The 24414-nt window shown below is 60.0% G+C and carries 19 protein-coding genes and 4 tRNA genes; all 23 read left to right on the forward strand.

Annotation, left to right across the window (positions count from 1 at the left end):
- Positions 1-205: 205 nt before the first annotated feature.
- The 23 genes from QD280_RS16460 to rplW all read left to right on the forward strand — a co-directional run bounded on the left by QD280_RS16460 (position 206) and on the right by rplW (position 24414).
- A complete protein-coding gene (locus tag QD280_RS16460; protein ID WP_279840036.1) occupies positions 206-3169 on the forward strand; it encodes a DUF2339 domain-containing protein in 2964 nt (987 codons plus the stop codon).
- A gap of 91 nt (positions 3170-3260) precedes the next feature.
- Complete coding sequence (locus tag QD280_RS16465; protein ID WP_192839468.1) at positions 3261-4241, forward strand: biotin--[acetyl-CoA-carboxylase] ligase; 981 nt, start codon at positions 3261-3263, stop codon at positions 4239-4241.
- Entirely contained in the window at positions 4238-5077 is an 840-nt protein-coding gene (locus QD280_RS16470; RefSeq protein ID WP_054556896.1) for a type III pantothenate kinase, read from the forward strand. The genes QD280_RS16465 and QD280_RS16470 overlap by 4 nt, the downstream gene beginning before the upstream one ends.
- A gap of 109 nt (positions 5078-5186) precedes the next feature.
- A tRNA-Tyr gene (locus tag QD280_RS16475) sits at positions 5187-5270 on the forward strand.
- A gap of 46 nt (positions 5271-5316) precedes the next feature.
- Positions 5317-5390: transfer RNA gene (locus QD280_RS16480), tRNA-Gly, on the forward strand.
- Between the two features lie 35 nt (positions 5391-5425).
- A tRNA-Thr gene (locus QD280_RS16485) sits at positions 5426-5500 on the forward strand.
- Between the two features lie 163 nt (positions 5501-5663).
- A tRNA-Trp gene (locus tag QD280_RS16490) sits at positions 5664-5739 on the forward strand.
- Between the two features lie 77 nt (positions 5740-5816).
- A complete protein-coding gene (secE, locus tag QD280_RS16495) occupies positions 5817-6185 on the forward strand; it encodes a preprotein translocase subunit SecE (protein ID WP_043334897.1) in 369 nt (122 codons plus the stop codon).
- Between the two features lie 10 nt (positions 6186-6195).
- Positions 6196-6729 carry a transcription termination/antitermination protein NusG gene (nusG, locus tag QD280_RS16500; protein WP_043334895.1) on the forward strand — a complete coding sequence of 178 codons (534 nt, stop codon included), beginning with the start codon at positions 6196-6198 and terminating at the stop codon, positions 6727-6729.
- A 120-nt stretch (positions 6730-6849) separates the two neighbouring features.
- Positions 6850-7281, forward strand: coding sequence for a 50S ribosomal protein L11 (gene rplK, locus QD280_RS16505; protein ID WP_043334893.1), 432 nt, complete (start codon positions 6850-6852; stop codon positions 7279-7281).
- Positions 7282-7283: 2 nt separating this feature from the next.
- Complete coding sequence (rplA, locus tag QD280_RS16510; protein ID WP_054556897.1) at positions 7284-7976, forward strand: 50S ribosomal protein L1; 693 nt, start codon at positions 7284-7286, stop codon at positions 7974-7976.
- Between the two features lie 261 nt (positions 7977-8237).
- Positions 8238-8744 (forward strand): 50S ribosomal protein L10, encoded by a 507-nt coding sequence (gene rplJ / locus QD280_RS16515; protein WP_054556898.1) that lies wholly within the window; start codon positions 8238-8240, stop codon positions 8742-8744.
- A 92-nt stretch (positions 8745-8836) separates the two neighbouring features.
- Positions 8837-9202 (forward strand): 50S ribosomal protein L7/L12, encoded by a 366-nt coding sequence (gene rplL, locus QD280_RS16520; protein WP_054556899.1) that lies wholly within the window; start codon positions 8837-8839, stop codon positions 9200-9202.
- 206 nt (positions 9203-9408) lie between these two features.
- The gene (rpoB, locus tag QD280_RS16525) at positions 9409-13485 is read left to right on the forward strand and encodes a DNA-directed RNA polymerase subunit beta (protein WP_043334884.1); all 4077 of its coding nucleotides are present in this window, start codon (positions 9409-9411) and stop codon (positions 13483-13485) included.
- A gap of 88 nt (positions 13486-13573) precedes the next feature.
- Positions 13574-17815 (forward strand): DNA-directed RNA polymerase subunit beta', encoded by a 4242-nt coding sequence (rpoC, locus tag QD280_RS16530; RefSeq protein WP_279834934.1) that lies wholly within the window; start codon positions 13574-13576, stop codon positions 17813-17815.
- A gap of 137 nt (positions 17816-17952) precedes the next feature.
- Positions 17953-18327 carry a 30S ribosomal protein S12 gene (rpsL, locus tag QD280_RS16535; RefSeq protein ID WP_043334880.1) on the forward strand — a complete coding sequence of 125 codons (375 nt, stop codon included), beginning with the start codon at positions 17953-17955 and terminating at the stop codon, positions 18325-18327.
- Between the two features lie 101 nt (positions 18328-18428).
- A complete protein-coding gene (gene rpsG / locus QD280_RS16540) occupies positions 18429-18899 on the forward strand; it encodes a 30S ribosomal protein S7 (protein WP_043334878.1) in 471 nt (156 codons plus the stop codon).
- Positions 18900-18917: 18 nt separating this feature from the next.
- A complete protein-coding gene (gene fusA / locus QD280_RS16545; RefSeq protein WP_043334876.1) occupies positions 18918-21035 on the forward strand; it encodes an elongation factor G in 2118 nt (705 codons plus the stop codon).
- Positions 21036-21064: 29 nt separating this feature from the next.
- Positions 21065-22258, forward strand: a complete 1194-nt coding sequence (gene tuf / locus QD280_RS16550) for an elongation factor Tu (protein ID WP_043334873.1) — start codon at positions 21065-21067, stop codon at positions 22256-22258.
- A 147-nt stretch (positions 22259-22405) separates the two neighbouring features.
- Entirely contained in the window at positions 22406-22717 is a 312-nt protein-coding gene (gene rpsJ / locus QD280_RS16555) for a 30S ribosomal protein S10 (protein ID WP_024950650.1), read from the forward strand.
- 146 nt (positions 22718-22863) lie between these two features.
- Positions 22864-23502 carry a 50S ribosomal protein L3 gene (gene rplC, locus QD280_RS16560; RefSeq protein WP_024950651.1) on the forward strand — a complete coding sequence of 213 codons (639 nt, stop codon included), beginning with the start codon at positions 22864-22866 and terminating at the stop codon, positions 23500-23502.
- Between the two features lie 13 nt (positions 23503-23515).
- The gene (gene rplD, locus QD280_RS16565; RefSeq protein WP_054556901.1) at positions 23516-24121 is read left to right on the forward strand and encodes a 50S ribosomal protein L4; all 606 of its coding nucleotides are present in this window, start codon (positions 23516-23518) and stop codon (positions 24119-24121) included.
- Positions 24118-24414: a 50S ribosomal protein L23 gene (gene rplW / locus QD280_RS16570; RefSeq protein WP_043334865.1), complete on the forward strand. Its 297-nt coding sequence runs from the start codon at positions 24118-24120 to the stop codon at positions 24412-24414. Before rplD ends, rplW begins: the two co-directional genes overlap by 4 nt.

The following is a 24414-nucleotide window of genomic DNA, read 5'->3' on the forward strand; positions in this document are numbered from 1 at the left end:
ATGTGAGAGTAGGTCATCGTCAGGCACTTATCCCGAACCGCCCCTGTAGCCTTGCTGCAGGGGCGGTTCTCTTTGTGCGCAGAAAAAGAAAGCCCGGCTCCCCCAGGAGTCGGGCTTTTTGCGTTCAATGTGCAAATACGGTGCCGAGAGACTGACAGCATGAGGTGCCAGGCAAAATGCCGTAGTCTCTGAGCACGACTCTTCGATGACGGGCTGGGCGATGGATGAGCTGATGTTGGTGGGCGTCATGATGGCGTTGCTGGTACTGGGTGGTTCCTTGATGGGGTGGCTCAGCATGCTGCGCATCAAGGCGCTGGAGCAGCGACTGCGCGATATGGAGGCCAGGCTTGCTCGCGAGCTTCCTGCTCATGGCGCTCCGGTTATGCACACCCCCTTGCAAGAAGGGGGTGTGGACAAATCGCCTGCCGAAGTGCCGCCCCGGGAAGGACTGGCAGCAGTCGATGCAACGCCATCGATCAGTGACTCGCGGACCACTGCATCATCCAGTGGCGGCCACTCTCTGTCCTACCGGCTACTTCAGCGCTTGTTGCATGGCGCTGCCTCCAGTCGTTCAGGCGAGAAGGGGCAGGGCGCAGATGCTGCAAGAAAGGCATCAGAGGTGCTGCCGGGGGGCATGCCACGTCTGCTGACGGTCCTTCAGGAACACTGGATGATTCTTGTGGGTGCCTTGTCTCTGGTGATGGCAGGCATCCTGCTCGTCGGGTACTCCCTTGAGCAGGGCTTGCTGGGGCCGGGGGTACGGCTGGCACTGGGTCTCGGGTTCGGCCTGAGCATGACGGTACTGGCCGAGTGGCTGAGACTGCGTACGTCCCAGTCATCGAGTCTGACAGGCGCCGTCAGCGGTGCCGGCAGTCTGGTGCTCGCGGCGAGCCTGCTGGCTGGTCACTTTCTGCTTTCGCTGGTGTCCATGCCGGTCACCTTCGCACTGCTGGCAGCCTTGAGCCTGTGGATGCTGGAGCGTGCGCGGCATCATGGGCCGTGGCTGGCAGCATTGGGCATGTTGGGCGGATATGCTCTGCCCTTGGCGCTGCCCATTCACCAGCAGTGGCAGGAAGCCTCGACCTTGCTGTTGCTGGGGTATGCGGGTGTGATAGCGGCAGCGTGTCGTGTGCTGTACCGCCAGGTCGCGGTGAGCTGGCTGTATTGGGGCGGTCTGGTGGGAGCGCTCGGCTGGTGGTTGCTGTTGATGCCCTTCGGTATCACCCCTGGTACGACATTGCTGGTGGGGCTGTTGCCCTGGGTGGGTGGTGTCTGGCTGGCCGTGCTGGCGTTGGGGTATCTGTGGGAGGAGGCGTGGGAGTCATCCACGGGCGCCGTAGAAAAGGATGAGCGACAGGCGCAGGCCTCACTTGCGACATGGTTGCCCTGGCGCGCATCTCTTGAGCTGCGCCGGCACTGGCTTGCCGGGAGCCTTGTCTCAGTGAGCGTCGTGCTGGGACTCTGGCTGCCCTGGCTGGGCAGTCTCGTGCATGGCGTCTCCTTTGGCTCATTGGTGGCGCCTTCCGATATGGCCGGCTCCGGTGTGTCCCTGTGGCATCGGGGGTGGCTGGCTAGCCTCATGCCGATGCTGGTGATTGCCTGGTCTAGTCGCCGCCATGCGGTGCTGTGGTCGATGGTGGTTGCTGGCAACGGACTCTGGTTGCTGGTGTGGGGGCTTGCTCTGACGGCATCGCTGTCGAGCAGCGCGATGTTCAGCCCGCTGATACTGAGTGTCGGCCTGTTGTCGCTGGCGAGTTGGCGACCACGTCATGATGCGGGTGAAGGAGCAGAGAGGCCGCTTGCAGCCTGCTGGTGGGCATTGGCGACCATGGTGCCGCTGCTGGCATGGGCTCTGGCCCTCTGGCAGGACGCCATGCCATGGGCGGCCGAGGCGAACGATGCAGGGAGGCTGATCAACACAGGGCTGGTCAACACAGGATTGCCGCCATTGGTCTGGGGGCTGGTGTGCTGGGCAGGTGCCATGCGCTTCCAGGCGCGCGAAGGCGCTCAGCTTGCCGCAGGACTGTGGCTGCCGGCGCAGGCCGGAATCTTCCTTGCCCTGGTGGCAGTGCTGGAGGGGCCATCGCTGACCCTGGCGCTGGCGTTGCAGCTATTGGGTTTGACCGCTTGTGAATGGCGCTGGTATCGCGAGGGGCATACCACGGCGCGCTCCGTGTTTGCTGAGCTGTCACGCTTGCTGGCGTGGGGTGTCGTGGCTCGCTTGATGTATGGCATGGCGCATGACGACTATGCCGATATCGCGCACTGGCCACTGCAGATACTGCTGCCGGTATTGGCCTGTGTTGCCATGACCAGTCTCGGCATGCGCCACCGACCGCGGACACAGCGCTGGCTGGAAGGTGCCGTTGTCCAGCTTGCCGTCGCGACGGTGGTGATGGAAATCCGCTATGTGTTGACCGGTGGAAAGCCCTTCGAGGGCAGCCTCACCCTGGCGGAGCTTTCCCTGCAGGTATTGGCGCTGGCCGGGGTGGCGGCAAGCTACGCCTGGCGTGCTCGTGGCGCCGGTGCTGAGGCGCGGAGAGGGACGCAGCTGTATCGCGTGCTGGCACTGGTGGTTGGCGGAGCGGCTGTGATCCTCTGGAGTGTCGGCGTGCTGGGCATCTTCAATCCGCTCTGGCACCCGGCGGATGTCGGGAGCTGGCCGCTGGTCAATTGGCTTCTGCCGGCATACGGCCTGCCTGCACTCGGCGCCGCTATGCTCTGGCGCATGACATCCAGGCGCGCACCGGACGTGGATACGGGAAGCGCCGCGTCACGCTCACGAATGCGCGGGCTGAGCGAAGTGCTCGGTCTGTTGTCAGCCGGCTTGTGGTTGGCGCTCAACTTGCGTCACTGCTGGCATGGCGCTGGGCTGGGGCTATGGCAGGGCATCGAGCAGGCGGAGCTATATGCCTACAGTGTGCTGATGCTGGTCGTTGCGGCGGCGCTGGTCGTGAGTGGTGCCAAGGTGGGGCAGCAACACTGGCAGCGTATCGGACAGGGCATTCTGATCCTCACCGTGATCAAGGTGGGGGTGTGGGATACCGCCACCCTGGAGGGGCTGTGGCGAGTAGGTTCATGGCTGGGACTGGGCAGTGTCCTGATGCTGCTTTCCGCCTTGTTCAATCGCCTGGCGGGGGCGGGAATGCGTGCAGGGGAGCGGAATTGACGAAAAGAGCGTTATCTTTGGTCGTTGTTCTTGGCTCGCAAGCCCATGAATCCGATAGAATGTGCGCTTTTGCACAGGGACAGGCCTCCGCATGACCATCCGTGATCTCATTCGTCTGCTTGGAGATGGTGGCTACCACTCCGGAGAGGCCCTGGGCGAAGAGCTCGGGGTGTCGCGTACGGCGGTCTGGAAGCAGCTCAAGAAACTTGAGGCGCTCGACATTCCGCTGGAAGCCATCAAGGGGCTTGGCTATCGACTGGCCAACCCCATCGAGTTGCTCGATGGTCAACAGATCATCGAGGCGCTGCCGCGCGAGACTCGCAAATACCTGACGCGCCTGTTCGTCGAGGAGTCGGTGGACTCGACCAATACCTTCATCCGCGAGCGCTTTCGTCAGGGAGCCGGTCATGCTGAGGTCTGTCTGGCGGAGGTGCAGTCGGCTGGGCGTGGCCGTCGTGGGCGTGAGTGGGAGACTCCCTGGGGGCGCAGCCTGGTCTTCTCGCTTGGCTGGCGCTTCGAATCAGGCGCCGCATCGCTTGAGGGCCTGAGTCTGGCGATCGGCGTGGCGGTGGCGGAGGTGCTCGAGGCCGATGGCCTGCCCGCGCGCCTCAAGTGGCCCAACGATGTCCTGCTGCAGATACAGAAGGATCAACCCAAGATCGCCGGTATTCTGGTCGAGGTCACAGGTGATGTGTCCGGTCCCTGTGACGTCGTCATCGGTATCGGCATGAACATCGAGTTGCCGGCCTCTAGGCGCGAGGCGATCACCCAGCCGGTGGCTGCGGTACGTGACATCATTCCCGGTGCTTCGCGCAATCGCTATGCCGCGCGTCTGATGGAGTCATTGCTGGCGCTGTTGCCCGAGTTCGAGTCGCAGGGCTTTGCCGGATGGCAGGCGCGCTGGAATGAGCGCAATGCCTTCAAGGGGCGTGATGTGGTGATTCTGCGCGGAGACAGACGAGAAGAAGCCGTGGCAGAAGGTGTCGATGTCAATGGAAATCTCGAGGTGCGCATGAATGGCGAAACCATCACTCTCGCCGGTGGCGAGATCAGTCTGCGCGCCGTCTCATGATTCTGGATCTTGATATCGGCAACACCTTGTCAAAATGGCGTCTCAAGGACACCGTTTCCAGCGAGATCCGCTCGCGCGGCGCCGTCTGGACGCGAGAGGAGTGGCGGCCGGGCGCGGACATTCCTGACCTGGATGTCGTCACGGCCGTGCGTATCTCCAGTGTGGCGCGCAAGCAGGTGCTGGATGAGACGGTGGAGTTGCTGCGCAAGCAGGTCGGCGTCGTGCATGTCGCGCACTCGACGCGGGAGGCGCTGGGCGTCACCTGCGGCTATGAAGAGCCGCAACGCCTGGGCGTCGATCGCTGGTTGGGCGCACTCGCCGGCCATCATCTCACCGGGGGCTGTTGCAGCGTCGATTGCGGTAGCGCGATCACGGTGGATTTCGTGCTGCCGGGTGGCAAGCATCTGGGGGGGTATATTCTCCCGGGACTGCGTCTGATGAAGGAAAGCCTCAAGCTGGGTACGCGCAATGTGGCCATCGACCCGGATACCGAGGTGGATACGCTGCTCGCGCCGGGTCGCAATACGGTAGAGGCCGTCAATCACGGCATCTACATGGCGGCCGTCAGTGCGGTCAATCGTCTCTATGCCGAGGTCTGCGATCGTGAAGGGGTAGCCTTGCCGCTGCTGCTGACCGGCGGTGACGCGCGGGTGGTGGCGCGCGGTCTGCGGGTGCCGCATGCGCTCTGGCCAGACATGGTGTACGCCGGCCTGGAGGCGCTGTATCCACTGACCGCTGCCGAGCGGGCAGGGCGCCTGTCAGGTGCGCCCGACCAGCCGCGAGTGCCTGATCTAGAAAAACTTCGCTCAGGGCTTGCGCTCACCCAGATGCTTTGACATACTACGTCCCGTTCTGAGGCGATACATTCCCTCAAGCGCTTGAAGTAGAATGAAATCAAGCACTTGACAGCGTATCCCAAGCGACGTAAGATGCGTCGTCACAGATGGTGGGGTTCCCGAGTGGCCAAAGGGAGCAGACTGTAAATCTGCCGCGAAAGCTTCGAAGGTTCGAATCCTTCCCCCACCACCAGATTCGCTTATGATGCCGCGTGCATCAGGGCAGCAAGAGTTGGAAAGCGGGCATAGTTTAATGGTAGAACCTCAGCCTTCCAAGCTGATGACGCGGGTTCGATTCCCGCTGCCCGCTCCAGTTCATCTCGCCAGTCGAGATTGCGCAAAGGTTTTGCTCGTGTAGCTCAGGGGTAGAGCACACCCTTGGTAAGGGTGAGGTCGGCGGTTCAAATCCGCCCACGAGCTCCATACAACGGAAAGGCGAGTCGTAGTTTGGCTCGTCTTTTTCGTTTCCGACGACCTCCCAGGTCGCGGTCAAAGATAAGGCTTGTCAGTTTGGGTTGTCTCAGCTATGATGGCGCCCGCTGTTCATTCAGCCTTGTTTTTAGTCTCTGGAACACGCAAGTGTTACAGGCCAGTAGCTCAATTGGCAGAGCAGCGGTCTCCAAAACCGCAGGTTGGGGGTTCGATTCCCTCCTGGCCTGCCATCCTTCCCCAGGATGGTATTCGACTTCTTACCGATTCTCGATTCTAGCGATCGCTGCACCCTTGAGGAGTCTCTTTGATGAAACAGAACGCCGAGGTGCAGGAAGCGCGCCACGACGGGTTCAAGTGGTCGGTCGTTGTCATTCTTCTTGTGCTGGCTGTTGCTGGCAACGCCTATTTTGCTGACCAAGCGCTGCTTTATCGCGTGCTTGGCGTCGTCGTGCTTGGTGTTGCAGCGGCTGCTCTGGCGATCACGACCAACAAAGGCCGTGATGTTGTCGAGCTGGCAAGTAGTGCGCGCCGCGAGATCCAGCGCGTCGTTTGGCCGACCCGACAGGAAACTGTCCAGACAACTGCCATCGTGCTGGGTGCCGTGCTTATCGTGGGCCTGTTGCTATGGCTCATCGATACCACCCTCGGCTGGCTGATGTCCGGCATCGTCAGTTAACGGAGTTTCCATGTCCAAGCGTTGGTATGTCATACACGCCTATTCCGGTTTCGAAAAGCAGGTCATGCGTTCGCTCAACGAGCGTGTGAAGCTTTACGCCATGGAAGATCACTTCGGTGAGATTCTCGTGCCGGTCGAAGAAATCGTCGAAATGCGTGACGGCAAGCGCCGCAAGAGCGAGCGCAAGTTCTACCCGGGCTACGTGCTGGTCGAGATGGACATGAATGATCAGTCCTGGCACCTGGTGAATGAAACCCCGCGCGTCATGGGTTTCATTGGCGGAACCCCGGAGAAGCCGGCAGCGATTACCCAGAAAGAAGCCGACGCCATGCTGCGTCGCGTTCAGGATGGCACCGACAAGCCGCGTCCGAAGACTCTCTTCGAGCCGGGTGAAACGGTGCGTGTCACTGATGGTCCGTTCGCGGACTTCAATGGCGTAGTCGAAGAAGTGAATTACGAAAAGAGCCGTCTGCAGGTCAGCGTGCTGATCTTCGGGCGTGCTACGCCGGTGGAGCTCGAGTTCTCCCAGGTCGAGAAGGACTGATCTCAGGATCATCATCTCACCTGTTTGAATACGAGCATCACGGCAACACGACGGGTCGCCTGAGGCGGCCCGGTTTTACGGGGAGCCGCAAGGCGCTACCACCCATACTGGAGTCCTATCATGGCCAAGAAAGTACAGGCTTACATCAAGCTGCAGGTTGCAGCCGGTAAAGCTAACCCGAGCCCGCCCGTGGGTCCTGCCCTCGGTCAGCACGGTGTCAACATCATGGAGTTCTGTAAAGCGTTCAACGCCGCTACCCAGAACGTCGAGCCGGGTCTCCCGACTCCCGTGGTCATCACTGTCTACTCCGACCGTAGCTTCACTTTCGTCACCAAGACGCCGCCTGCGGCCGTCCTGCTGCTGAAAGCGGCTGGTCTGAAGTCCGGTTCTGGCGAGCCGAACAAGAAGAAGGTCGGTACCGTGACTCGCGCTCAGCTCGAAGAGATCGCGACCACCAAGGAACCGGACCTGACAGCTTCCAATCTGGACGCTGCTGTTCGCACCATCGCCGGTACTGCCCGTAGCATGGGCCTGAACGTGGAGGGTCTTTGATCATGGCCAAGATTTCAAAGCGCGCCCAGGCGATCAACGCGAAAGTTGAATCCGGCAAGGTCTACAGCGTCGAAGAAGCTGTTGCTCTGCTGTCCGAGCTGTCCACCGTCAAGTTCAAGGAGACCATCGAAGTCTCTCTGAACCTGGGTGTTGACCCGCGTAAATCCGATCAGGTCGTTCGCGGCGCTACCGTGATGCCGAATGGCACCGGTAACGAAGTGCGCGTCGCTGTCTTCACCCAGGGCGCCAACGCTGAAGCAGCGAAGGAAGCCGGTGCAGACGTGATCGGCATGGATGACCTGGCAGAACAGGTCAAGAAGGGCGTGATGGACTTCGACGTCGTCATCGCCTCTCCGGATGCCATGCGCGTTGTCGGTCAGCTGGGCCAGATCCTCGGTCCGCGCGGCCTGATGCCGAACCCGAAAGTCGGTACCGTGACCCCTGACGTCGCGACTGCCGTGAAGAATGCCAAGGCTGGTCAGGTGCGTTTCCGTACTGACAAGAACGGCATCATTCACGCCGGTATCGGCAAGATCGACTTCAGTGCTGACTCCATTCAGGGTAACATTGACGCTCTGGTGGCCGAAGTCAAGAAGCTGAAGCCGAGCACTTCCAAGGGTATCTACCTGAAGAAGATCACCCTGTCCAGCACCATGGGCCCGGGTCTGACTGTCGATCACGCCAAGTACGCGTAAGGCAGTCTCAGAATGTTTCACTTTGCGGTCCCCGTGCTCAGCCGCGGGGCGCCGTCAAAGACCGCAGGCGCTGGCCTTGTCACCTCGGTGACAGGGCCGGCTTAATCGCGCCGCGATGCTTGCATTGCGCGTAGCCTGCGCAGATGGTGTCCCAGCCCTGCTGGTGGCAGCCATCCTCCAAGACTCTCCCGCGCAGTTCTGGTGAGAGAGATGGTAAACCACTGGGGAATTCGTTCCCCGGCACGAAATGGAGTCAACACCGTGGCTTTAGGTCTCGAAGACAAGAAGGCAATTGTTGCTGAGGTCAGCGAAACCGCCAAGGGTGCTCTCTCCGTAGTCGCTGCCGACTCTCGTGGTGTAACTGTTGGTGCAATGACCGAATTGCGCAAACAGTGCCGCGAAGCGGGCGTCCAGCTGCGTGTTGTTCGCAACACTCTGGCTCGTCGTGCGCTGTCCGGTACCTCTTACGAGGTGCTGAACGAGTCCTTCGTCGGCCCGACTCTGCTTGCATTCTCCATGGAACACCCGGGCGCTGGCGCTCGTCTGTTCAAGGAATTTGCCAAGCAGGTCGAGGCGTTCGAAGTCAAGGCATTGGCCTACGAAGGCGAGTTCATCCCGGCGGCGAATATCGACCGTCTGGCATCTCTGCCGACCCGCGATGAAGCACTGTCCAAGCTGCTGTCTGTCATGAAGGAAGCTTCTGCAGGCAAGCTGGTCCGTACTATCGCAGCACTGCGCGATCAGAAGGAAGCCGAAGCCGCCGCGTAAGCAGCGCTTTGACCTCCTGGCTGTCTCGTGCAGCCTGAATCGATTTCCGTTTGACTGAGCATCTTTGCTCCGCAAAGTTTAGGATTGCTAAAATGGCACTGACCAAAGAAGACATCATCAACGCCGTCGCTGACATGACCGTCATGGAAGTGGCTGAGCTGATCGAAGCAATGGAAGAGAAGTTCGGCGTTTCTGCCGCTGCCGCCGTCGCTGCTGGCCCGGCTGCCGCTGAAGCTGTTGAAGAGCAGACCGAGTTCGACATCGTTCTGACTGCTGCTGGTGACAAGAAAGTCAACGTCATCAAGGCTGTTCGTGAACTGACTGGCCTGGGCCTGAAAGAAGCCAAGGCAGCTGTTGACGGCGCTCCGGCCACCCTGAAAGAAGGCGTGAGCAAGGAAGACGCAGAAGCAGCTAAGAAGAAGCTGGAAGAAGCTGGCGCGTCCGTGGAACTCAAGTAACTCGTGTTCCAGGCTGCGCACGCTGCGTAAGCTTCCTGGCTGGTGGCGGACTCCGCCACCAGCCTTTTTCTGTTGCAAGACGAATTATGACGGCGAGCCAGCCCGCAAGGGAGGCTTGCCGTCCGCGCCTGATGGACATCGCCGCGCCATCAGGTATGAGCCGACCACGCATCGGTCACCCAAGGTGAACAAGCTGGGGAATACAGATGGCTTACTCATACACTGAGAAAAAACGCATCCGCAAGGATTTTGGCAAACTGCCCCAAGTGATGGATGTGCCTTACCTGCTGGCCATCCAGCTTGATTCCTACCACGACTTTCTCCAGCAGGACAGGGCGCCAGAACAGCGCCTGGAAGTCGGCCTTCACGCTGCCTTCAAGTCCGTGTTCCCGATTGCCAGCTTCTCTGGCAACGCAGCGCTCGAGTATGTCAGCTACCGCTTCGGTACGCCGGCGTTCGACGTCAAGGAATGTCAGCTGCGCGGAGTCACTTACTCTGCACCGCTGCGCGTGAAAGTGCGCCTGATGATCTATGACAAGGAATCGTCGAACAAGGCGATCAAGGACATCAAGGAGCAGGAAGTCTACATGGGGGAAATCCCCCTGATGACAGAGAACGGTACCTTCGTCATCAATGGTACCGAACGTGTCATCGTGTCACAGCTGCACCGCTCGCCGGGTGTGTTCTTCGACCACGACAAGGGCAAGAGCCACTCGTCCGGCAAGCTGCTGTACTCCGCACGTGTAATTCCTTACCGCGGTTCCTGGTTGGACTTCGAGTTTGATCCGAAGGACAACGTCTACGTCCGTATCGACCGTCGTCGCAAGCTGCCGGCTTCCGTTCTGCTGCGTGCCATGGGCATGACCAGCGAAGAGATTCTCGGTACGTTCTTCGACACCACGATGTACCACATCGAGCGCAGCGGCTTCTCCGTTGAGCTGGTGCCGGCACGTCTGCGTGGCGAGACCGCCGCCTTCGACATCAAGGATGCCGACGGTAGCGTGATCGTGGAGGAAGGTCGTCGTATTACACAGAAGCACGTCCGTCAGATGGAAGCCTCCGGCCTCGAGCGTCTCGAAGTGCCGATGGACTACCTGTACGGCAAGGTGCTGGCCAAGGATCAGATCGATCCGGCCACTGGTGAGCTGGTCTGCGAAAGCAACAGCGAGATCACTCCGGAACTGCTGGAGAAGATGGCTCAGGCCAAGATCACCCAGTTCGAAGTCATCTACACCAACGACCTGGATTGCGGTCCGTTCGTGTCCGATACCCTGAAACTGGATACCACGCGTAACCAGCTCGAGGCATTGGTCGAGATCTACCGCATGATGCGTCCGGGCGAGCCGCCCACCAAGGATGCAGCAGAGTCACTGTTCCAGAACCTGTTCTTCAGCGAAGACCGCTACGACCTGTCGGGCGTGGGCCGCATGAAGTTCAACCGTCGCCTGCGTCGCGAAAGCGATACCGGCAGCGGCGTGCTCGATCAGGACGATATCCTGACCGTCATGAAGGAGCTGATCAGCATCCGTAACGGCAATGGCGATGTCGATGACATCGACCACCTGGGTAACCGTCGTATTCGCTCTGTGGGCGAAATGGCGGAAAACCAGTTCCGTGTCGGCCTGGTCCGCGTCGAGCGTGCGGTCAAGGAGCGTCTGTCCATGGCCGAGAGCGAAGGCCTGATGCCGCAGGATCTCATCAACGCCAAGCCGGTTGCGGCGGCGGTGAAGGAATTCTTCGGTTCCAGCCAGCTCTCCCAGTTCATGGATCAGAACAACCCGCTGTCCGAAGTGACGCACAAGCGCCGTGTCTCCGCGCTTGGCCCGGGTGGTCTGACCCGTGAGCGCGCCGGCTTCGAAGTTCGTGACGTTCACGCCACGCACTACGGCCGTCTGTGCCCGATCGAAACGCCGGAAGGCCCGAACATCGGTCTGATCAACTCGCTGGCGACCTACTCCAAGACCAACAGCTATGGTTTCCTCGAGACGCCGTACCGCAAGGTCGTGGATTGTCAGGTCACCGACGATGTCGTCGATCTGTCCGCGATCGAGGAAGGCGATTTCATCATCGCCCAGGCCTCCGCGACCGTCGACGAGAACGGCCGTCTGGTCGACGACCTGGTTCAGGTTCGTCACCGTGGCGAGACCACCTTCATGGCGCCGGAAAAGGTCACCATGATGGACGTGTCTCCGCGTCAGGTCGTCTCTGTCGCTGCCGCACTGATCCCGTTCCTCGAGCACGATGATGCCAACCGCGCCTTGATGGGTGCGAACATGCAGCGTCAGGCCGTTCCGACTCTGAAGGCTGACAAGCCGCTGGTCGGTACCGGCATGGAGCGCTTCGTGGCGCGTGACTCCGGCGTCTGCGCCGTGGCACGTCGTGGCGGTGTCATCGATTCCGTCGATGCCAAGCGCATCGTCGTACGTGTGCGGGAAGAAGAGATCATCGGCGGTGAAGCCGGCGTTGATATCTACAACCTGACCAAGTACGTGCGCTCGAACCAGAATACCTGTCAGAACCAGCGCCCGATCGTGCGTCCTGGCGACGAAGTCGCCATCGGCGACATCCTGGCCGACGGTCCGTCCGTCGACATGGGTGATCTGGCCCTGGGTCAGAACATGCGTCTGGCGTTCATGCCCTGGAACGGCTTCAACTTCGAGGATTCCATCCTGTTCTCGGAGCGTGTGGTGCAGGAAGATCGCTTCACCACCATCCACATCCAGGAACTGACCTGTGTCGCGCGTGACACCAAGCTCGGGCCGGAAGAAATCACTTCCGATATCCCGAATGTCGGCGAATCCGCACTCTCCAAGCTGGATGAGTCCGGTGTCGTCTACATCGGTGCCGAGCTGAACCCGGGCGACATCCTGGTCGGCAAGGTCACGCCGAAGGGCGAGACCCAGCTGACGCCGGAAGAGAAGCTGTTGCGTGCCATCTTCGGCGAGAAGGCGTCCGACGTTAAGGACACCTCTCTGCGTGCCCCGACCGGCATGAAGGCCACCGTCATCGACGTTCAGGTCTTCACCCGTGACGGCGTCGAGAAGGATCAGCGTGCGCTCTCCATCGAGCAGATGCAGCTGGCCGAGGTCCGCAAGGACCTGCAGGAAACCTACCGCATCGCGGAAGAGGCGACCTTCGAGCGCATGCAGCGCAACCTGGTCGGTCAGGCCGTCAACGGTGGTCCGAAGCTCAAGAAGGGCGACGTGCTGACCGATGACTACCTGGAAGCACTGCCGCGCCAGGAGTGGTTCAAGCTGCGTCTGCAGGACGAGTCTCTCAACGAACTGCTGGCTCAGGCCGATGAGCAGCTCGAGATCCGTCGTCGCGAGATGGACGAGCGCTTCGAAGACAAGAAGCGCAAGCTCACCCAGGGCGATGATCTGGCACCGGGCGTGCTCAAGATCGTCAAGGTATACGTCGCCGTGAAGCGTCGTATCCAGCCGGGTGACAAGATGGCCGGTCGTCACGGTAACAAGGGTGTCATTTCCGCGATCATGCCGGTCGAAGACATGCCGTTCGATGGCAATGGCGAGTCGGTTGACGTCGTGCTGAACCCGCTGGGTGTTCCGTCGCGCATGAACGTCGGTCAGATCCTCGAGACCCACCTCGGCATGGCCGCGCGTGGTCTGGGCGTGAAGATCGAGCACATGCTGCGCGAAGAGCGTGCCGAGCAGGTCAAGCAGATCCGCGAATTCCTCGACAAGGTGTACAACACCGTCGGCGGTCGCCAGGAAGACCTCTCCGTGCTCAGCGATGATGAAATCATCACCATGGCGCACAACCTGAAGAAGGGCGTGCCGATGGCAACGCCGGTCTTCGATGGCGCCAAGGAACACGAGATCAAGCAGTTGCTCACGCTGGCCGGTATCCCTGATTCCGGACAGATGGACCTCTACGATGGCCGCACCGGCGAGAAGTTCGATCGCAAGGTGACCGTCGGTTACATGTACATGCTCAAGCTCAACCACCTGGTGGATGACAAGATGCATGCGCGTTCGACCGGCTCCTACTCCCTCGTCACGCAGCAGCCGCTGGGTGGTAAGGCGCAGTTTGGTGGTCAGCGCTTCGGTGAGATGGAGGTCTGGGCCCTCGAGGCGTACGGCGCTGCCTACACCCTCCAGGAGATGCTCACGGTCAAGTCCGATGACGTGGAAGGCCGTACCAAGATGTACAAGAGCATCGTAGATGGCGATCACACCATGCAGGCGGGCATGCCCGAATCCTTCAACGTGCTGGTGAAGGAAATCCGCTCGCTGGGTATCGACATGGAGCTGGAAGGCTGACGCCGAAAAGCCACAAGTATTGACGGTCCGCAAAGCCTGGTGTCAGCAGCCAGGCTTTGCCCATGACAACTCCGCAACGGAGCGACCCATGAAAGATTTGGTGAAAGTTCTCAAATCGCAGGCGCAGTCCGAAGAATTCGACGCCATCAAGATTACCCTGGCGTCTCCGGACATGATTCGCTCGTGGTCTTTTGGTGAAGTGAAGAAGCCTGAAACCATCAACTACCGGACATTCAAGCCGGAACGTGATGGTCTTTTCTGTGCCAAGATCTTTGGCCCGGTGAAGGACTACGAGTGCCTGTGTGGCAAGTACAAGCGGATGAAGCATCGCGGCATCATCTGTGAGAAGTGTGGCGTTGAAGTGACCAAGGCGGCAGTGCGTCGTGAGCGTATGGCTCACATCGAACTGGCGAGCCCGGTCGCGCATATCTGGTTCCTGAAGTCTCTGCCGTCTCGTATCGGCATGCTGCTCGACATGACTCTGCGTGATATCGAGCGCGTGCTGTACTTCGAAAGCTTCGTGGTCATCGATCCGGGCATGACGACTCTCGAGAAGGGTCATCTGCTCAACGATGAGCAGTACTTCGAAGCGCTGGAAGAATTCGGTGATGATTTCGATGCCCGCATGGGTGCCGAGGCCATCAAGGCGCTGCTCGAGGACATCGAGCTGGAAGAAGAGGTCGAGCGCCTGCGTGAAGAGATTCCGCAGACCAACTCCGAGACCAAGATCAAGAAGCTGTCCAAGCGCCTCAAGCTGTTGGAAGCCTTCTACTATTCCGGCAACAAGCCGGGCTGGATGATCATGGAAGTGCTGCCAGTGCTGCCGCCGGACCTGCGTCCGCTGGTACCGCTGGACGGCGGCCGCTTCGCGACCTCGGATCTGAACGATCTGTATCGTCGTGTGATCAACCGCAACAACCGCCTCAAGCGTCTGCTCGACCTCAATGCGCCGGACATCATCGTGCGCAACGAGAAGCGCATGCTGCAGGAATCCGTGGATGCACTGCTCGACAACGGTCGTCGCGGTCGCGCCATCACCGGTTCCAACAAGCGTCCGCTGAAGTCGCTGGCCGACATGATCAAGGGCAAGCAGGGTCGTTTCCGTCAGAACCTGCTGGGCAAGCGTGTCGACTACTCCGGTCGTTCCGTCATCACCGTCGGCCCGACCCTGCGTCTGCACCAGTGTGGTCTGCCGAAGAAGATGGCGCTTGAGCTGTTCAAGCCGTTCATCTACGCCAAGCTGCAGGCCTCCGGTCACGCCAGCACCATCAAGGCCGCCAAGAAGATGGTCGAGCGCGAAGCCCCGGAAGTCTGGGATTTCCTCGCCGACGTCATCCGCGAGCACCCGGTGCTGCTGAACCGTGCCCCGACTCTGCACCGTCTGGGTATCCAGGCGTTCGAGCCGCTGCTGATCGAAGGCAAGGCCATCCAACTGCACCCGCTGGTCTGCGCTGCGTACAACGCCGACTTTGATGGTGACCAGATGGCTGTCCACGTACCGCTGACGCTGGAAGCCCAGCTGGAAGCGCGTGCGTTGATGATGTCGACCAACAACGTGCTGTCGCCGGCCAACGGCGAGCCGATCATTGTGCCGTCCCAGGACGTCGTGCTGGGTCTGTACTACATGACCCGCGAGAAGATCGGTGCCAAGGGTGAGGGCATGGCCTTCGCGAACCTGGGTGAAGTCGAGCGTGCCTTCGGTACGCACAGCGCTCACCTGCACGCGATGGTCAAGGTCCGTCTGACCGAGACGCTCAAGGACGAAGAGTCCGGCGAGCTGTACGAGAAGACGTCCCTGCACGACACCACCATCGGTCGCGCACTGCTGTTCCGCATTCTGCCGAAGGGCATGCCGTTCGAGCTGATCAACCAGGTGATGAAGAAGAAAGCCATCTCCGGTCTGATCAACGAGGCGTACCGTCGTGTCGGTCTGAAGGACACCGTCATCTTCGCTGACCAGCTGATGTACACCGGCTTCCGTCTCGCGACCTGGTCCGGCGCCTCCATCGGCGTCAACGACTTCGTCATCCCGGACGCGAAGAAGGTCATCATCGACGCGGCCGAAGACGAAGTGAAAGAGATCGAAGACCAGTTCTCCTCCGGTCTCGTGACTGCGGGCGAGAAGTACAACAAGGTCATCGATATCTGGGCGCGTGCCAACGACCGTGTCGCCAAGGAGATGATGGCAGGTATCTCGAAAGAGACCGTCGTCAACTGGAAAGGCGAAGTGGTCAATGACGAAGACGGCAAGCCGATGGAGCAGGACTCCTTCAACAGCGTCTTCATCATGGCCGACTCCGGTGCGCGTGGTTCCGCCGCACAGATTCGTCAGCTGGCTGGTATGCGTGGCCTGATGGCCAAGCCGGATGGCTCGATCATCGAGACGCCGATCACCGCCAACTTCCGTGAAGGTCTGAACGTACTCCAGTACTTCATCTCCACGCACGGTGCCCGTAAGGGTCTGGCGGATACGGCACTGAAGACCGCCAACTCCGGTTACCTGACCCGTCGTCTGGTCGATGTTGCCCAGGATCTGGTCATCACCGAAGCGGATTGCGGCACTCAGGAAGGTCTGATTCTGCACCCGGTCATCGAAGGCGGCGACATCATCGTCCCGCTGTCCCAGCGTGTGCTGGGTCGTGTCGTGGCGCAGGACGTGGTCGATCCGGTCTCTGATGAGGTCCTGATCGCACGCGGCACGCTGCTCGACGAAGCCTGGTGTGCACAGCTCGATACCATGGGCGTCGATGAGATCATCGTGCGTACCACCATCGGTTGTGAAACCGTGCACGGTGTCTGCTCGGCCTGTTACGGTCGTGACCTGGCGCGTGGCCATCAGGTCAACGTCGGTGAAGCCATCGGTGTCATTGCGGCACAGTCCATCGGTGAGCCGGGTACCCAGCTGACCATGCGTACCTTCCACATCGGTGGTGCCGCTTCGCGGGCATCTGCCGTGGATAGCGTCCAGGTCAAGCATGGTGGCAGCGTACGTCTGCACAACATCAAGTCGGTTGAGCGTGCCGATGGCAAGCTGATTGTCGTCTCGCGTTCCAGCGCACTGGCAGTGGCGGATGACCACGGCCGTGAGCGCGAATTCTACAAGCTCCCGTACGGTGCTGAACTGTCCGTACGTGACGGCGATCCGGTGGCCTCTGGCCAGTCCGTCGCCAAGTGGGATCCGCACACTCACCCGATCGTCGCGGAAGTCGCGGGTCAGGTGCAGTTCACGGACATGGAAGATGGCCAGACCATCAACCGTACCACTGACGAAATGACCGGCCTGTCCTCCATCGAGGTTATCGAAAGTGCTTCACGTCCGTCCGCGGCCCGTGACAAGCGTCCGATGATCATGCTGGTAGACGGTAGCGGCAAGCACGTGACACTGCCGGGCTCCAACACGCCGGTCCAGTACCTGCTGCCGGGCAATGCCGTGGTGTCCGCCGAGAATGGCGCGGCCGTCGGCGTGGGTGACGTCATCGCACGTATCCCGATGGAAGCGTCCGGTAACAAGGACATCACCGGTGGTCTGCCGCGTGTTGCCGACCTGTTCGAAGCACGTCGTCCGAAAGAGCCGGCCATCCTGGCCGAGATCTCCGGCACCGTGACCTTCGGCAAGGAAACCAAAGGCAAGCGTCGTCTGACCATCACGCCGGTGGAAGGTGATCCGTTCGAGCTGTTGATCCCGAAATGGCGCCAGATCAGTGTCTTCGAAGGTGAAACGGTCGAGAAGGGTGAAGTCATCTCCGATGGCCCGAGCAACCCGCACGATATCCTGCGTCTGCTCGGCGTCGCGGAAATGACCAAGTACATCACCACCGAAGTCCAGGAGGTCTATCGCCTCCAGGGTGTCGGCATCAACGACAAGCACATCGAAGTCATCGTGCGTCAGATGCTGCGCAAGGTCGAGATCACCGATTCTGGCGATTCCACCTTCATTACAGGCGACCAGGTGGAATACGCCCGCGTCGTCGAAGAAAACATGCGTCTCGAGGCCGACGGCAAGTTCCCGGCCAAGTTCGATCGCATCCTGCTCGGTATCACCAAGGCGAGCCTGGCAACTGAATCGTTCATCTCCGCGGCGTCCTTCCAGGAAACCACGCGAGTTCTGACCGAGGCATCTGTCACCGGCAAGCGCGATTATCTCCGTGGTCTGAAGGAGAATGTCGTGGTCGGTCGCCTGATTCCGGCGGGTACTGGCCTGGCCTATCACGACGAGCGTCGCCGCCGTCGCGATGGCCTGCCGCTCGCACCAGCCCCGTCGGCACAGGACGTCGAGCAGGAATTGGGCGCTCAGCTCACTGCCCTCGACGCGGACGACGACGACCTCTGAGGTCTTGCGCCCCGCCGTCTCTGACGGCGGGGTTGACGCCCTTGTGGCCCAAGCCCTAGAATATGCAGCCTTTAACAGTAGGGCAGGTGCATCCTGCCCTGTTGTTGGAAGGCAGTACAACCCATTGGAGCAAGCAAATGGCAACCGTTAACCAGCTCGTGCGCAAGCCGCGCAAGCGTCAGGCGTCCAAGAGCGACGTCCCTGCGCTGCAGGCATGTCCGCAGAAGCGTGGCGTGTGTACCCGTGTATACACTACTACCCCGAAGAAGCCGAACTCCGCACTCCGTAAGGTTTGCCGTGTTCGCCTGACCAACGGCTTCGAAGTCACTTCATACATCGGCGGTGAAGGTCACAACCTTCAGGAACACTCTGTTGTTCTGATCCGTGGCGGTCGTGTGAAGGATTTGCCGGGTGTCCGTTACCACACCGTTCGTGGTGCACTGGATACCTCTGGCGTGCAGAACCGTAAGCAGGGCCGTTCCAAGTACGGCGCCAAGCGTCCGAAGGCGTAATTCAAAGTTTAATATCGGTCTGATAAGAGTAAGGTCGGGCGTCGCGTCCAACGCGAGGCGTCCCGGGTTTACCTGAAGGACCCTTCTACTGAGGGCTTATCATGCCTAGAAGACGTGTAGCAGCTAAGCGCGAAATCCTGCCGGATCCGAAGTTCGGAAGCGAGCGCCTGGCCAAGTTCATGAACCACCTGATGATCAGCGGCAAGAAGTCTGCAGCTGAGCGCATCGTTTACGGTGCTCTCGATCGTGTTGCCGAACGCTCCAATGACGAGCCGCTGGACCTCTTCGACAAGGCGCTGGAAGCCATCCAGCCGATGGTCGAAGTGAAGTCCCGTCGTGTTGGTGGTGCAACCTACCAGGTGCCGGTTGAAGTTCGTCCTTCCCGTCGTCAGGCACTGGCCATGCGTTGGCTGGTGGACGCTGCGCGCAAGCGCGGCGAAAAGACCATGGTGCAGCGCCTCTCTGGCGAGATCCTGGATGCCGCTGAAGGCAAGGGTTCTGCTGTGAAGAAGCGTGAAGACGTGCACCGCATGGCAGAAGCCAACAAGGCCTTCTCCCACTACCGCTTCTAAACAACGGGGATACTCACCGTGGCACGCAAGACTCCACTTAAGCGTTACCGCAACATCGGTATCTGTGCCCACGTCGACGCCGGTAAGACTACCACTACCGAGCGCGTCCTGTTCTATACCGGCCTGTCTCACAAGGTCGGCGAAGTCCACGATGGTGCTGCCACCATGGACTGGATGGAGCAGGAACAGGAACGTGGCATCACGATCACCTCTGCGGCGACCACCTGCTTCTGGCAGGGCATGAGCAAGCAGTTCGACGAGCACCGTATCAACATCATCGATACTCCGGGGCACGTTGACTTCACTGTTGAAGTCGAGCGTTCACTGCGTGTTCTCGATGGCGCGGTCGTGGTGCTGTGTGGTTCTTCCGGTGTCCAGCCGCAGACAGAGACTGTCTGGCGTCAGGCCAACCGTTACGAAGTTCCGCGCATGATCTTCGTCAACAAGATGGACCGCGCTGGCGCGGACTTCTTCATGGTCGTCGAGCAGGTGCGCAAGCGCCTGGGCGCGAACGCCGTCCCGATCCAGATCAACTGGGGTGCGGAAGACGAGTTCAAGGGCGTCATCGACCTGATCAAGATGAAGGCCATTGTCTGGGACGAAGACAATCACGGCATGAACTACGAGCTGATCGACATTCCGGCCGAGCTGCAAGATACAGCTGCCGAATGGCGTGAGCACATGCTCGAGTCTGCTGCTGAAGCGTCCGAAGAGCTGATGGACAAGTACCTTGAAGAAGGCGAGCTGTCCGAGGAAGAAGTCAAGGCTGCGCTGCGTCAGCGTACCCTGGCCAATGAAATCTGCCTCGTGACCTGTGGTTCTGCCTTCAAGAACAAGGGTGTCCAGGCGGTTCTGGATGCGGTCATCGAATACATGCCGTCTCCGCTTGAAGTCAAGGCCATCGAAGGTGAGCTTGACGACAAGGACGGTACCATCGAGACCCGCGAAGCTGACGACAAGGCTCCGTTCGCGGCGCTGGCGTTCAAGATCGCGACCGATCCGTTCGTTGGTACCCTGACCTTCATTCGCGTCTACTCGGGCGTGCTGAAGTCTGGTGATGGCGTCTTCAACTCCGTCAAGAGCAAGAAGGAGCGTGTCGGTCGTATCGTCCAGATGCACTCCAACTCTCGTGAGGAGATCAAGGAAGTCTATGCTGGCGATATCGCCGCATGTATCGGTCTGAAAGACGTGACCACCGGTGACACCCTGTGTGACCCGGATCACAAGATCGTGCTTGAGCGCATGGAATTCCCTGAGCCGGTCATCTCCGTCGCTGTCGAGCCGAAGTCCAAGGCCGACCAGGAAAAGATGGGTGTTGCACTGGGCAAGCTGGCCCAGGAAGATCCGTCCTTCCGCGTCGAGACCGACGAAGAGTCCGGTCAGACCATCATCTCCGGTATGGGTGAGCTTCACCTGGACATCCTCGTCGACCGCATGCGTCGCGAGTTCAATGTCGAGGCGAACATCGGCAAGCCGCAGGTGGCTTACCGTGAGACCATCCGTACCAAGGTCGAGCAGGAAGGCAAGTTTGTTCGTCAGTCCGGCGGTCGTGGTCAGTTCGGTCACGTCTGGCTTCGCATTGAGCCTCTCACTGCAGAGGACAAGGGTGACGACGAAGAAATGACCTTCAAGTTCGAGTCCGAGATCGTCGGTGGTGCGGTTCCGAAGGAATACGTACCGGCCGTCGAGAAGGGCGCCGCTGAGCAGCTCAAGAATGGTGTCATCGCCGGTTATCCGATGATCGACGTCAAGGTCACGCTGTTCGATGGTTCCTACCACGACGTCGACTCCAACGAGACTGCGTTCAAGGTCGCCTCTTCCATGGCGATCAAGGCCGGTGCCCCGAAAGCGGGTGCAGTGCTGCTTGAGCCGCTCATGAAAGTCGAAGTCGTCACGCCTGAAGATTTCATGGGTGACGTCATGGGCGACCTGAACCGTCGTCGTGGCCTCGTTCAGGGCATGGATGATTCTTCCACTGGCAAGATCATCAATGCACTGGTGCCGCTGGGTGAGATGTTCGGTTATGCGACCGACCTGCGCTCACAGACCCAGGGCCGCGCAAGCTACTCCATGGAGTTTGCGAAATACGACGAAGCACCGAACAGCATCGTCGAAGCCGTCATCAATCAGAAGTAACCGATTAGCTAACGAAAGAGGTTATAGCAGTGGCTAAGGAAAAATTTGAGCGTTCGAAGCCGCACGTCAACGTCGGCACCATTGGTCACGTCGATCACGGCAAGACCACTCTGACTGCGGCTCTGACTCGCGTCTCTGCAGAAGTCTTCGGTGGTGACGCGCGTGCGTTTGACTCCATCGATAATGCCCCGGAAGAGCGTGAGCGTGGTATCACCATCTCCACCGCTCACGTGGAATATCAGTCCGAAGTGCGTCACTACGCGCACGTCGACTGCCCGGGTCACGCCGACTACGTCAAGAACATGATCACCGGTGCTGCCCAGATGGACGGCGCTATCCTGGTCTGTTCCGCTGCTGACGGCCCCATGCCGCAGACTCGCGAGCACATCCTGCTGTCCCGTCAGGTCGGCGTTCCGTTCATCGTTGTCTTCCTGAACAAGGCTGACATGGTCGATGACGAAGAACTGCTCGAGCTGGTCGAGATGGAAGTTCGTGAACTCCTGAGCGAGTACGACTTCCCGGGCGACGACACTCCGATCATCATCGGCTCTGCCCTGATGGCTCTGGAAGGCAAGGACGACAACGGCATGGGTACTACCGCCGTTGCCAACCTGATCAAGGCCCTGGATGCGTACATCCCGGAGCCGGAGCGTGCTATCGACCAGCCGTTCCTGATGCCGATCGAAGACGTCTTCTCCATCTCTGGCCGCGGTACCGTCGTCACTGGCCGTATCGAGCGTGGTCTGGTCAAGACTGGCGAAGAGATCGAGATCATCGGCGTGCGTGACACCACCAAGACTACCGTTACCGGTGTCGAGATGTTCCGCAAGCTGCTGGACGAAGGTCGTGCTGGCGAAAACGTCGGCGCCCTGCTGCGCGGCACCAAGCGTGATGACGTCGAGCGTGGCCAGGTTCTGGCCAAGCCGGGCTCCATCAAGCCGCACACCAAGTTCGAAGCCGAAGTCTACGTCCTGTCCAAGGAAGAAGGCGGTCGTCACACTCCGTTCTTCAAAGGCTATCGTCCGCAGTTCTACTTCCGTACCACTGACATCACTGGTACCTGTGAGCTGCCGGAAGGCGTCGAGATGGTCATGCCGGGCGACAACGTCCAGATGGTCGTGTCTCTGATCGCTCCGATCGCCATGGAAGATGGTCTGCGTTTCGCTATCCGTGAAGGCGGTCGTACCGTCGGCGCTGGCGTCGTGGCCAAAATCGTCGAGTAAGGTTCTCCTTACCTGACACAGAAGGGGGCCCTGATGGGCCCCCTTTTCTCGCATGTTTGACACCTGATGTCAGTCTGCCTATAATGCGCATCCTTTGAATGCGTGGGTGACGGCCTACGCCGTCGACATCCATTGGAGTTTTGGGCAATGCAAAACCAGAAGATTCGCATCCGGTTGAAAGCATTCGACCACCGTCTGATCGACCAGTCCTCTGCAGAGATCGTTGAAACTGCAAAGCGTACCGGTGCTCAGGTTCGTGGCCCGATCCCGCTGCCGACCCGTCGCGAGCGTTACACCATCCTGGTCTCTCCGCACGTCAACAAGGACGCGCGTGACCAGTATGAGATTCGTACCCACAAGCGCGTTCTCGACATCGTCGAGCCGACAGAGAAGACTGTCGACGCGCTGATGAAGCTTGACCTGGCTGCCGGTGTGGACGTCCAGATCAAGGTTGACTGATACCTCACTAGTCACTGCGGCCCAGCGCTCTCACTGATAGAGCAGCAGCCGCCACGCCGGGATGGCGTCATACAATGTGCTAGTGGAATGCTCTGGAAAGGGCAGCCATAGCGGGTGACAGCCCCGTACACTAAAGGAGACTGAACATGTCTATCGGTTTAGTCGGTAAGAAGGCCGGGATGACCCGTGTCTTCACCGAAGCTGGCGCCTCTGTGCCGGTTACCGTGATTGAAGTTGAGCCGAACCGCATCGTGACCATCAAGTCTCTCGAGACTGACGGCTACAATGCTATTCAGGTGACAACTGGCTCTCGTAAAGCCAAGCACCTCACCAAGGCAACTGCTGGTCAGTATGCCAAGGCAGGTGTTGAGGCTGGCCGTACCCTGATGGAATTCCGCCTGAACGAAGGCGACGAAGCTCCTGCAGTGGGCGGCGAACTCACCGTATCCCTCTTTGAAGCTGGTCAAAAGATTGACGTGACCGGCACCTCCAAGGGTAAAGGTTTCCAGGGCGCAGTTAAGCGCTGGAACTTCCGCACCCAAGACGCTACCCACGGTAACTCACTGTCGCACCGCGCGCCGGGTTCCATCGGTAACTGTCAGACCCCGGGCCGCGTCTTCAAAGGTAAGAAGATGGCTGGCCAGATGGGCAACGTCCGTTCCACCGTCCAGAGCCTGGAAGTGGTCCGCGTCGACGCTGAACGCAATCTTCTGCTGGTCAAGGGTGCCGTTCCAGGTGCTCCGGGCGGCGAAGTGATCGTGCGTTCCGCTGTGAAAGCTCGCTGAGGGGAATTAACCGATGAATCTTAATCTTGCAGGTGCAGGCGGCGCAGTAGACGTCTCCGATGCCACCTTTGGTAAGGACTTCAACGAGGCTCTGGTTCACCAGGTCGTCACCGCCTATCTGGCTGGTGCACGTCAAGGTACCGTGGCTCAGAAGACCCGTTCTGACGTGTCCGGCGGTGGCAAGAAGCCGTGGCGTCAGAAAGGTACTGGTCGTGCACGTGCCGGTACTATCCGTTCCCCGCTGTGGCGTTCTGGCGGTGTGACCTTTGCAGCGCGTCCTCAGGACCACTCGCACAAGGTCAACCGCAAGATGTATCGCGCTGCCATGCGTTCCATCCTGTCCGAGCTGGTCCGTCAGGATCGCCTGGTCGCGGTCGACGCTATCAGCGTCGAAGCTCCGAAGACCAAGCTGCTGATCGCCAAGCTCCAGGAACTGGGCCTTGAGAAAGCGCTGATCGTCACTGAAGAGCAGGACGTCAACCTGTACCTGGCCGCGCGCAACATCCCGTATGTTGACGTCGTCAATGTCGCTGGCGCTGACCCGGTCAGCCTCGTCGGTTACGACAAGGTGCTGATGACTGTCGCTGCCCTGCGCAAGTTCGAGGAGAACCTGGGATGAATCAGGAACGCGTATTCAAGGTCCTGCTTGGTCCTCACATGACCGAGAAGGCCGCGGTCGCTGCCGAGAACAACCAGTACGTGTTCAAGGTTGCCAGCGACGCGACAAAGCCCGAAATCAAGAAAGCCGTCGAAGCGCTGTTTGGTAAGAAAGTCGATCGTGTTCAGGTTCTGAACATGAAAGGCAAGACCAAGCGCACCGCTCGCGGTGTTGGTCGTCGCGCTGGTTATCGCAAGGCCTATGTAACTCTGGCCGCCGGCGAGACCATCGAAGACTTCTCTGGCGCCGAGTAA

It is taken from the genome of Cobetia sp. 1AS1 (assembly GCF_029846435.1).
Classification (GTDB): Bacteria; Pseudomonadota; Gammaproteobacteria; order Pseudomonadales; family Halomonadaceae; genus Cobetia; species Cobetia amphilecti.

Coding starts and splice junctions, on each gene's coding strand:
- QD280_RS16460 (WP_279840036.1), top strand. CDS start 206: ATGACGGGCTGGGCGATGGATGAGCTGATGTTGGTGGGCGTCATGATG.
- QD280_RS16465 (WP_192839468.1), top strand. CDS start 3,261: ATGACCATCCGTGATCTCATTCGTCTGCTTGGAGATGGTGGCTACCAC.
- QD280_RS16470 (WP_054556896.1), top strand. CDS start 4,238: ATGATTCTGGATCTTGATATCGGCAACACCTTGTCAAAATGGCGTCTC.
- secE (WP_043334897.1), top strand. CDS start 5,817: ATGAAACAGAACGCCGAGGTGCAGGAAGCGCGCCACGACGGGTTCAAG.
- nusG (WP_043334895.1), top strand. CDS start 6,196: ATGTCCAAGCGTTGGTATGTCATACACGCCTATTCCGGTTTCGAAAAG.
- rplK (WP_043334893.1), top strand. CDS start 6,850: ATGGCCAAGAAAGTACAGGCTTACATCAAGCTGCAGGTTGCAGCCGGT.
- rplA (WP_054556897.1), top strand. CDS start 7,284: ATGGCCAAGATTTCAAAGCGCGCCCAGGCGATCAACGCGAAAGTTGAA.
- rplL (WP_054556899.1), top strand. CDS start 8,837: ATGGCACTGACCAAAGAAGACATCATCAACGCCGTCGCTGACATGACC.
- rpoB (WP_043334884.1), top strand. CDS start 9,409: ATGGCTTACTCATACACTGAGAAAAAACGCATCCGCAAGGATTTTGGC.
- rpoC (WP_279834934.1), top strand. CDS start 13,574: ATGAAAGATTTGGTGAAAGTTCTCAAATCGCAGGCGCAGTCCGAAGAA.
- rpsL (WP_043334880.1), top strand. CDS start 17,953: ATGGCAACCGTTAACCAGCTCGTGCGCAAGCCGCGCAAGCGTCAGGCG.
- rpsG (WP_043334878.1), top strand. CDS start 18,429: ATGCCTAGAAGACGTGTAGCAGCTAAGCGCGAAATCCTGCCGGATCCG.
- rpsJ (WP_024950650.1), top strand. CDS start 22,406: ATGCAAAACCAGAAGATTCGCATCCGGTTGAAAGCATTCGACCACCGT.
- rplC (WP_024950651.1), top strand. CDS start 22,864: ATGTCTATCGGTTTAGTCGGTAAGAAGGCCGGGATGACCCGTGTCTTC.
- rplD (WP_054556901.1), top strand. CDS start 23,516: ATGAATCTTAATCTTGCAGGTGCAGGCGGCGCAGTAGACGTCTCCGAT.
- rplW (WP_043334865.1), top strand. CDS start 24,118: ATGAATCAGGAACGCGTATTCAAGGTCCTGCTTGGTCCTCACATGACC.